This window comes from Paraburkholderia sp., assembly GCF_034668105.1.
GTDB lineage: Bacteria > Pseudomonadota > Gammaproteobacteria > Burkholderiales > Burkholderiaceae > Paraburkholderia.
In genome coordinates, this window is sequence record NZ_JAXDPY010000719.1 from 1 (window position 1) to 9,571 (window position 9,571).

Genomic DNA, 9,571 nt, shown 5'->3' on the forward strand with positions numbered 1-9,571 from the left:
CGCGTTCAAAACGTAGTGCATGTGACCATTCCGCCATTCCGCCCGCCTGAGCAATTGGTGGTAACTGGTCGGTTTGCGTTATTGATAGCCTGTTGGCGCTGCATGTAATTGGCAAAGTTGTTAAGCGCCTCGGCCTGCTCCTGATTTCTGATGTGAGACTGCTGCACTTCATTCGCGTAACGCTGCTCGAAACCATCCTTGATCGATTGAAATGCTTGAGCATTCTCGTCATTAATCATTCGATTAAGTTCTGCTGTGCGCACAACAAACTCTCTCCAAGACTCGCGGCCCATTTCTCTTCCTTAGTGCCCTGCGCTACCGCAATACGCATCAACTCACTGTGATGCGGGTGGCCGCGGTGATCAGTGAACGTTTTGTGGAAGATCACTTCAAAAGGCCGCCGTTCGGAGGCAGCGCCGCTCAAAGCGCTCAGCGAAATGATGCCGATCAAGTGTTGGTCGCCACGATCAAGGACCGCCAGACGCTGCACATGATTCTGGCGCATAACCTTGGCGGCCTCGTCGACCGGATCATCCCCGAAGCAAGAGAGAATCTCGGCCGACATTGCCTCGCGCACCGTCATCTGAGTGACATCGCGGGCATCCGCGACGCCGCGCATCGTAATATCACGGTCGGTGATCATCCCGATTACCCTGTTGTTCTGGCACACCGGGAGGGCACCGATATTGTTCTTCTTCAGCCTGCGGGCTGCGGCGGCGTCGAGGGTTTCTTCTGCCTGGACGCAGACCGGCTCTTTCATCACATCTCTGACTACCATGACGTGGCTCCTCGTAGGGCTGACTGGAAAGGATGTGCCCGCGCAACGCGGATAGCAGCGGATCTCAGACCTCAGAGGATGCGGCTGGTAAGCGTGAAACAGGTACCTGCCAGTTGAGTGTACGCCAAGCTGATGCCAATGCGTACGACAGCTTGCGGACATGCGGGGTCTCACCTGACAAGCATTCATGCGTCAACTCGACTGAGCTAGCGCAGCGGCGACCGCATCGTCGACGCTGTAATGAACGTACGGCGGGGTGAGACCAGGCATGCCTGCCACGGTCAGCAACGCCAGCGCGGGCTCCTTCAGGCGCGCGAAGAACAACCTCTTGCCGCGTGCTGCAGCAAAGCGTTCGAATTCCATCAATGCCTCCACGCTGGTGCTATCCAGATCGGTGGACTCCTCCAGACTGAGAACAATCGATTGTGTGCTGTCGCCCGCGTTGACGACCAACGTCCTCACATGCTGCAACATGACTTCGACGTTACCAAAAAAGAGCGGGGCCTCCGGACGCAAGACGATCACGCCCCGCACTGGTCGTGAATCAGAATGCGCTGCGAGAACAAGGAAATCGTGTCCTTCGCCAAGGCGGCCGAGCGTGCTCACGTTCGGAACAGAGAGCCCTCGCAAAAGCATCAGCAGGCTAAGTCCAATCGCAGCGAGCAACCCGTAGAGCGCGCCTAGTACGAGCACCGCTAGCACCGCGGCGGCGACGAGGAAACGGTCGCGATGCAAGCGCAAATACGGTGTGAATACTGATGGGTTCAACGCGTGACTAAGCGCATGGCAAACGACGGCCGCGAGAACCGCGGTGGGCGTGAGCGCCACCAGTGGAAGCAACGGGAGCATGATGATGGCCACCACTACGGCAGCGACCCAACCTGCGCAGCGCGACTGCGCACCAGCCGCTTCGTTAGTGGCACTTGCCGAATAGCCCGCGCCTACAGGCAGGCCATGAAAGAGCCCTGACAGCATATTTGCAGCCCCGAGCGCGAGCAACTCACGGTTCGGCGCCGTCAAGTCTCCATGCTTGAGTGCTAATGTGCGGATCGAGCTATACGATTCGGCGTAAAGGATCAGCGCCAGCGCAAAGGCGAATTCGCCAAGTTGTGCCCATTGGTGGTGATCAAGGCTGGGCAGGGAAGGCATTTGGCCCGACAGGTCGATTGTGCCGACCACCGACGCTCCATGGGCGTGAAGGCCGAACCAGCGACTGGCGACGATGCCTAGCGAGATGACGACGAACGCGCCCGGCACTTGGCGCGTGCGACCGAATGCGAATAGTAGGGCCAGCGCGACGAGCCCGGTCGCTAACTGCCAGACGTTCCACTGCGGGTAGCTACGGGCAAGCTCGATCAGGAAGCCGGCAGAATCGGTGTGCTTGAGACTCACGCCGAGAAAACTCGGGATCTGTCTTGTAATGATCACAATTGCCAGACCTAACGCGTAGCCTCGCAGCACGGGTTTGGCGATGAACTCAGAAGCGCTGCCCAGGCGTGCGAGCGACGCGCTCACGAAGATCAACCCGGTAATCAATACGAGCCCGGCGGCTAGCAGCGTGCGCATCGGCAGGCTGTCACCGGCCATTCCCACTGCTACGGCTGCAAGGACGGCCGCCGACGAGGACGTGGCGGACACAATCGCAAAGCGGCTGTTGCCGAGCAGGCCGTAGGCGACGAGTCCCGCGAGCAGCGCTATAACGCCCGTCTGAGGTGGTAGGTTCGCAATGGTTGAATACGCGATCGCCTCAGGAACGAGCAGGCCAGCGACAGACAGCCCGGCGCGCAGGTCGGGCAAGTAATGGCCCGCGAGAACGCGCACCGACGCCTTGCACGGATACTTTTTCATACCCTTCCGATCGGCTATGCAGGATAACGGCACCACGTTGATTCGAAGGAACGGGCGAAGTACCACTGGTCTGCGCTGGCGCTTCCGAATACGAGGATGAACCGGAACATGGCTGTGCCGCCATTGGACATTTCCCCGACGGACTGAGCGTGCGCGTGTCCTGCATGCGGCATATCGTTGCAGTTCGCGATCGTTCATCCTCTATCCGGCTGGCCCACGTCTCGCTTCGAATGAAATCTATGCACGTTTGCCTTCGATAGCCCCGACCAGCGCAGGATACCCATGCAGATCTGGTGTCAGCACCGCTGCCGACACCCGGAACTTCTCAACGGGCGCAATATGACACAACTGCTTTGCTTCTGATCGTCGGTAACGCGTTCCTCGTAGGCTGCAACACTGTAGCTGGAGCCGGCGAGGACATATGGAAAGTCGGCCAGGCCATCCATAACTCGGCCGAGGAAGCCAAATAGACGATGCCAGCGACGCGTGCGAACCGTCTGACATCGTGCCGCACCATCGCACGGCTGCCTCTGCCATGCGCACCGTAGATTGCGTCGAGGTACTGGTCCTTCGTCGCAGGCGACCTGTTCCGCCAGGCGTAAATTGCCGCCGGACACAGTGCGCTCATGATCTCGTCGCACCTGTCCGCTTGGTCACTTCAGCTACTGCTTTGGGTCAGCACAAGTCTGTCCTCCGGGGCCAGCCGCAGCGAGGCTTCGCAACTGCCCGAAAAAACCGGGAAAACCGGGCAGGCGATACCGGCGACACCGCGCCGGATCACGTCCACGAGCTTGCTGAAAGCGTAACAACTCGTGGATGTTGAACGCCCCATAACGCCCGCCCCGTGCGTGCTGGGGCGCCCGACGGTGCAAAAGCGCGCTGTCGAACAGCTTGCGCCTGGCGCCAGCATCGCCTATTTGGCTTGCTCGGCCGAGTTATGGATGGCGTGGCCGCCTTTCGATATGTCCTCGCCGGCGCCCGCAACGGTGTTGCAGCCCGCGAGGAGCGCGGTAGCGGCGATCAGAAACAGAGCGACGAATCGCGTCATGTTGTCCCCCTTTGGCGGATTCCTGGTGCCGGCAGCGGTGACGAGCCGGATACGCAGGGGTACCGCGGGCACAGCGGGGCCACCGCGGGCACTCTGCATGCATCTTATTCTAAGCGGGACGCGGACCAGCGGCAGCGCCCATCCCACGTAAAACCCGTGGCAGGAAACTCATGCGGCACCGCGGCAGAGGGAGCTGTACTTCAGACGCATGCGCAGGGCGTGTGTATGCCTGCCTCCGGCCTGGCATCCGCACCGGGCCGGCCCATCAATCCTTGCCAGCGGGCCAATCACATGCGGGATCTCATTCCGGCTTATCGAAGACACCGGCTTCGAGATCTTGCCTGAAATGCTGCGTCCAATCGGTTTCGTAGCCGATGGGGTATTCCCTCGTAATGTTTGTCGATAGTCTGGTTACCGTGACACAGCCCTGTAGACCGAAGTTCTCGTCGCCTTTGGGGTCGGTCGTATCCATTTCCTGGACTTCGAAGTCATCTTCTGCCAGCCCCCTGCCTTGCACGGCCGAAAGGAAGTCCTGGTGTTCATCCGGTTCGATCAGTCGCATCTTCGGCCCCTCCGTCTGCTTAACAGAGATATAGTGGCCCTCTTCTCGAAGTTGTCATAGTTCCGGACGCATACGCAACACCGGAATGCGTTATAGGTGCGGCCGCTCGCCAATGAAGCGCTCGGGCACGGTCGGCTCGATAGAGCCCATCAAGGCCTGAATCTTGTCACGTGCCGAAGCCAACGCCATGCTTTCTGGAAGAGAGATCGCTGTCGGTCCGTCGGCGTAAGGAAAATCGGTCGGGCGTGGTCCGACGTCACGCGCAGGAAGAGCTACCCCTGCGTTGCGGCAAGCGACGATCGCCGAAGCCGCGACCTATCAGGCACCGATACGACGCCGACGGGTTACCTGGACGAGTTTATTCTCAACGCTTTTTTTGTGTTTCCACAGAATTCGGCCGTACCCTCTGGGAGACCGGGCTAGACGGCAGCAATACAGGAGACGGCTTTTTCGGCTGCTTTGGCTTCTTTGTTTCGCCATTGCTGCGCAACTGACCTTTTGCCATCACACTACTCCGGTTGTATCGGTGGGCGCCGTAAAGCTCGCCCATTTTGGGCAGGGTGCGCTGATTTCAGCTCGCTGTCACGAAACGCTTTGAGCGATCTGGCCGTAGCAGAGAACCCTCTTCGAAAGACAAGACTACCTCGAGTGCAAAATGCAAAAGCCCGCCGAGCTTGCCGAAAAATTCTTTGGCGTACCCTATGAAGCGCTGGACGAACGCGCGAAGAACGTTGCGCGTCTCATTGCGGAACGAAAGCACGTAGCAAGAGATTCCGCGAAAGAACTGGATGCCGCGATGACACGAGGCCAGCGCGCGGCTGATGCCGTGGCCGCCTTCGGCGGCTCGTGGATATTCATCACGTGTTTTATCGCGATCATGATTGTCTGGGTTGGCTTGAATTCGCTGATTCTGGCGAAGTACAGCAAGACTTTTGACCCATACCCCTACATTCTGCTCAACCTGTTTCTCTCGATGCTCGCGGCCATCCAGGCTCCCATCATCCTGATGGCCCAGAACCGACAGTCATACAAGGACCGGATTTCTGCCGAGCACGACTATGAGATCAATCTGAAGGCCGAACTCGAGATCATGTTGCTGCATGATAAGGTGGATATCCTGCGTGACCAGCAATGGACCGAATTGCTGACCATCCAGAAGGAGCAGATGGAAGCGCTCAAGAACCTGCTCATGTCCAGCAGGACATCGGGCGACAAGACATCGCAGTCGCCCGCTGCGTGAAGCTCCATGATCGAACGACGACTGCATGTCATTTCGTTAATACAGGATCTGCTTTCCCGGAATCACTGTACCTCCAGCAGGAAAGGTATACGGCGGTCGTTGGTGCGACGCAGCATTGATAATGCCAGGTCGCTCCGACCTGTAGGTCTTTTAGCGAGACACTCGCCTCCGAAATCCCTTGGACGCACGTGCCGGGTCAATCGGAGCATTCAATGAACACCACTACTGTCGAGCAATCCGCCGAGTTCGGCCTGCGCACTTTGTCGGTATATTTCGGGCTGCAGAATGAAGCATTTGCGCATTTTGTGCGGAACAAAGTCGCATCGACACGTGGGTTTAGATCGATCGCGGCCTGGCCGGCGATCTCCGTAGCGAAGCGGATTTCCCAGACTGGTACGCCACCGTACCGACTTCTGGTCACTGCGCGTGCACCGTCATTGCAAGGTCCTGGCGTCGCGCAGCCACCGGAAACGAAGCAATCTCTCGTGTCACGATCTCCCTCACCGATTTCTATTGCCATGCCCGGTCATTGCGCCACGGCGGCGCAACGGCTTGCCGGAAAGCATTTTTCAAGCACGCGCAAAAGCGTGCGAGGAACACATGATGTCAACTACCGATTCGACTCTGGAGGAGCCACAGGCATTCCTCCCACACCCCAGTGTCGCGGCTTACGCCGAGATATCCGGCATGGATGCCTATCGCGCGCTGGTTGCCGAGGCGGAGCGCGATTACACCGGATTCTGGGCCCGTCTCGCACGCGAAACGCTGCAATGGAAAACGCCGTTTTCCTCGATTCTTGATGAATCCCGCGCGCCGTTCTATGAATGGTTTAAAGACGGGACCCTGAATGCCTCGTACAACTGTCTCGACCGCCATGTCGAAGCGGGTAACGGGGATCATGTCGCCGTGATTTTCGAAGCCGACGATGGTACTGTCACGCATGTCACCTATCGCGCGTTGCTCGAACGGGTGAGCCGCTTTGCCAACGCGCTGCGAACCCGCGGTGTGAAAAAAGGCGACCGCGTGGTGATCTATATGCCGATGTCGATCGAAGGCATCGTGGCCATGCAGGCCTGCGCCCGGATCGGCGCGACGCATTCAGTCGTGTTCGGCGGCTTTTCGTCGAAGTCGCTCAATGAACGGATTGTCAATGTGGGGGCGATTGCGCTCGTCACCTGCGATGAGCAGATGCGCGGCGGCAAGGCGTTGCCTCTGAAGAACATTGCAGATGAAGCCCTCGCGATGGGCGGCTGCGACGCGGTGAAGAGCGTGATCGTCTATCGGCGCACGGGCGGCAAGGTCGCGTGGCACGAAGGGCGCGACCTGTGGATGCATGATCTCACGCAAGCCGAAGCAGACGTTTGCGAGCCGGAATGGGTGGGCGCGGAGCATCCGCTCTTCATCCTTTATACGTCCGGTTCGACCGGCGTGCCGAAGGGCGTGCAGCACAGTACGGGGGGCTTCCTGATGTGGGCCGCGCAGACCATGAAGTGGACTTTCGACGCAAAGCGTAGCGACGTGTTCTGGTGCACCGCCGACATTGGCTGGATCACCGGTCATAGCTATATTGCGTATGGTCCGATGGCAATCGGCGCAACCCAGGTCGTGTTCGAGGGCGTGCCGACGTGGCCGAACGCCGGCCGCTTCTGGGAGATGATCGCGAAACACCGGGTGACCGTGTTCTACACCGCACCGACCGCCATCCGCTCGCTGATCAAGCTGGCCGATTCCGACCCGAAGGTTCATCCGGACCGCTTCGACCTGTCGACGCTGCGTCTGCTCGGCACGGTCGGCGAGCCGATCAACCCGGCTGCGTGGACATGGTTCTATGAGCACGTCGGTCACGGCCATTGCCCCGTTATCGACACCTGGTGGCAAACCGAAACGGGTGGTCACATGATCGCGCCGATGCCGGGCGCCACGCCGCTCGTGCCGGGCTCATGCACGCTGCCGTTGCCGGGCATCATGGCCGCGGTGGTCGATGAGACCGGGCGCGATGTGCCGAACGGGCAGGGCGGCATCCTCGTCGTCAAACGTCCATGGCCTTCGATGCTGCGCAACGTATGGGGCGATCCGGACCGCTACACGAAGAGCTACTTTCCCGAAGAACTCGGCGGCAAGCTGTATCTCGCGGGTGACGGGGCGGTGCGTGACGAAGACACGGGCTACTTCACGATTACCGGTCGGATCGACGACGTGCTCAACGTATCGGGCCACCGGCTCGGCACCATGGAGATCGAATCGGCATTGGTCGCCAATCCGCTGGTTGCGGAGGCCGCTGTTGTCGGGCGCGCTGACGAGACTACCGGCGAAGTCGTCGTCGCGTTCGTGGTGTTGAAGGGCGAGCGGCCAACCGGTGACGTGGCGATCAGAATCTCGAATGAGCTGCGCAACTGGGTCGGCAAGGAGATCGGGCCGATTGCAAAGCCCAAGGAAATCCGCTTCGGCGAGAATCTGCCGAAAACCCGTTCAGGGAAGATCATGCGCCGTCTGCTGCGTTCGCTTGCGGCCGGCGAAGAAATCACCCAGGACATATCTACGCTGGAAAATCCGGCGATTCTCGATCAACTCGGGTGATTCGTCGCGCAGGCCGCGGGATCGCCGGATTGAATTTTATCTTCAGGAGCAGGCCATGGCCAGCGCACCCAACCAAACACCACTCGCGAACCCCGCGCCACTGGGTCTCGCCGGCTTTGCACTGACGACGTGGCTGCTGAGCATGATCAACGCCGGCTGGTTCTCGGGCGAGTCGATGGGTCTCGTGCTCGCCTGCGCGCTTGCCTACGGCGGGACGGCGCAGGCGATTGCCGGCGTGATGGAGTTGCCGCGCGGCAACACCTTCGGCGCGACGGCCTTTTTAAGCTACGGGGCTTTCTGGTGGTCATTCGCGCTCTTCGTGCTGTTTCTGCACGATAAAGTGCCGGCCGCTTTCGTTGGCTGGTATCTGTTTCTGTGGGGCGTGTTTACGTTTTATATGTGGCTGGCCACGTTTCGTTCGCCCCGCGCGCTGCAGGCTATCTTTCTGGCGCTGTGGATCACATTCGGCTTGCTGGCGGGTGGCGAGTGGACGGGTTCGGCTCTCTTGCGAATGGCCGGTGGTTACATGGGACTTGTCACGGCGGCGCTCGCGTTCTATCTGTCCGCAGCCGATGTGATCAACGAGGTGCACGGCCGGATAGTCATGCCGATTGGCGAGCCACGAGTCTTCAGCCGGCACGCCGTCGCGCTCTGACCGCTCGGACCGATGCTGAATCCGCAAGAGGCGAGAGTCAGCACCTCGCGCATGCAACCGGAGTTACCGAAAATGAAGGCACTGGTCTATCTCGGCCCAGGCAAGAAAGCGGTTGAAGACCGTCCCAAACCGGTCATCGATGCGGCCACCGACGCCATCGTCAGGATCAGCAAGACGACGATCTGCGGAACAGACCTGCACATTCTCAAGGGTGACGTCGCGACCTGCCAGCCGGGCCGGGTGCTCGGGCATGAAGGTACGGGCGTCATCGACGAGGTAGGGCCGGGCGTGACCACGTTCAAGCCGGGTGAGCGCGTTCTCATCTCATGCATTAGTGCTTGCGGCAAATGCGAGTATTGCCGCAAACAGATGTACTCCCATTGCGTGAGCGGCGGCTGGATTCTCGGCAACAAGATCGACGGCACACAGGCCGAATTCGTCCGGATCCCGCATGCGGATACCAGTCTTTACCGCATTCCCGACGACGCCGACGAAGAAGCGCTCGTGATGCTGAGCGATATCCTGCCGACGGGATTCGAATGCGGCGTGCTCAATGGCAAGGTTGAACCGGGCAGTACGGTAGCCATCGTCGGTAGCGGGCCGATCGGACTCGCGGCGTTGCTCACGGCGCGCTTCTATTCGCCTGCCGAGATCATCATGGTCGATCTGGACGACAACCGGCTGGAGACCGCGAAGCGATTCGGAGCAACCGCGGTGATCAACAGCGCGGACGGCAACGCAGTGAATGCGATCATGACGCTCACGTCCGGGCGTGGCGTCGATACTGCCATCGAAGCGGTGGGCATACCCGCCACCTTCGAATTGTGCGAGGAGATCATCGCGCCGGGCGGCACGATTGCGAA

10 protein-coding genes are annotated in these 9,571 nt (G+C 59.9%); 5 read left to right on the forward strand and 5 right to left on the reverse strand.

Annotated features, from left to right (window positions below; genetic code table 11):
• Positions 1 to 5: 5 nt before the first annotated feature.
• The 3 genes from QOC89_RS31680 to QOC89_RS31690 all read right to left on the reverse strand — a co-directional run bounded on the left by QOC89_RS31680 (position 6) and on the right by QOC89_RS31690 (position 2,626).
• Positions 6 to 239, reverse strand: coding sequence for a hypothetical protein (locus QOC89_RS31680; protein ID WP_323048654.1), 234 nt, complete (start codon positions 237 to 239; stop codon positions 6 to 8).
• Positions 236 to 778 (reverse strand): CBS domain-containing protein, encoded by a 543-nt coding sequence (locus tag QOC89_RS31685; protein ID WP_323048655.1) that lies wholly within the window; start codon positions 776 to 778, stop codon positions 236 to 238. The genes QOC89_RS31680 and QOC89_RS31685 overlap by 4 nt, the downstream gene beginning before the upstream one ends.
• 192 nt (positions 779 to 970) lie before the next feature.
• Positions 971 to 2,626: a SulP family inorganic anion transporter gene (locus tag QOC89_RS31690; RefSeq protein WP_323048656.1), complete on the reverse strand. Its 1,656-nt coding sequence runs from the start codon at positions 2,624 to 2,626 to the stop codon at positions 971 to 973.
• A 353-nt stretch (positions 2,627 to 2,979) separates the two neighbouring features.
• Here QOC89_RS31690 and QOC89_RS31695 point away from each other — a divergent pair, with 353 nt between their 5' ends.
• Positions 2,980 to 3,096 (forward strand): entericidin A/B family lipoprotein, encoded by a 117-nt coding sequence (locus QOC89_RS31695; protein ID WP_323048663.1) that lies wholly within the window; start codon positions 2,980 to 2,982, stop codon positions 3,094 to 3,096.
• Positions 3,097 to 3,539: 443 nt separating this feature from the next.
• Here the strand turns inward: QOC89_RS31695 and QOC89_RS31700 are convergent, their stop codons facing one another.
• A complete protein-coding gene (locus QOC89_RS31700; RefSeq protein WP_323048657.1) occupies positions 3,540 to 3,674 on the reverse strand; it encodes an entericidin A/B family lipoprotein in 135 nt (44 codons plus the stop codon).
• A gap of 301 nt (positions 3,675 to 3,975) precedes the next feature.
• Positions 3,976 to 4,236: a transcriptional regulator gene (locus QOC89_RS31705; protein WP_323048658.1), complete on the reverse strand. Its 261-nt coding sequence runs from the start codon at positions 4,234 to 4,236 to the stop codon at positions 3,976 to 3,978.
• Positions 4,237 to 4,891: 655 nt separating this feature from the next.
• Here QOC89_RS31705 and QOC89_RS31710 point away from each other — a divergent pair.
• From QOC89_RS31710 to QOC89_RS31725, 4 genes are all read left to right on the forward strand, one after another.
• Positions 4,892 to 5,476: a DUF1003 domain-containing protein gene (locus QOC89_RS31710; protein WP_323048659.1), complete on the forward strand. Its 585-nt coding sequence runs from the start codon at positions 4,892 to 4,894 to the stop codon at positions 5,474 to 5,476.
• 603 nt (positions 5,477 to 6,079) lie between these two features.
• Complete coding sequence (gene acs / locus QOC89_RS31715) at positions 6,080 to 8,053, forward strand: acetate--CoA ligase (protein ID WP_323048660.1); 1,974 nt, start codon at positions 6,080 to 6,082, stop codon at positions 8,051 to 8,053.
• Between the two features lie 55 nt (positions 8,054 to 8,108).
• Positions 8,109 to 8,708 carry an acetate uptake transporter gene (locus QOC89_RS31720; RefSeq protein WP_323048661.1) on the forward strand — a complete coding sequence of 200 codons (600 nt, stop codon included), beginning with the start codon at positions 8,109 to 8,111 and terminating at the stop codon, positions 8,706 to 8,708.
• Between the two features lie 72 nt (positions 8,709 to 8,780).
• The coding region (locus QOC89_RS31725; RefSeq protein ID WP_323048662.1) for an alcohol dehydrogenase catalytic domain-containing protein at positions 8,781 to 9,571 on the forward strand (791 nt) is incomplete at its 3' end.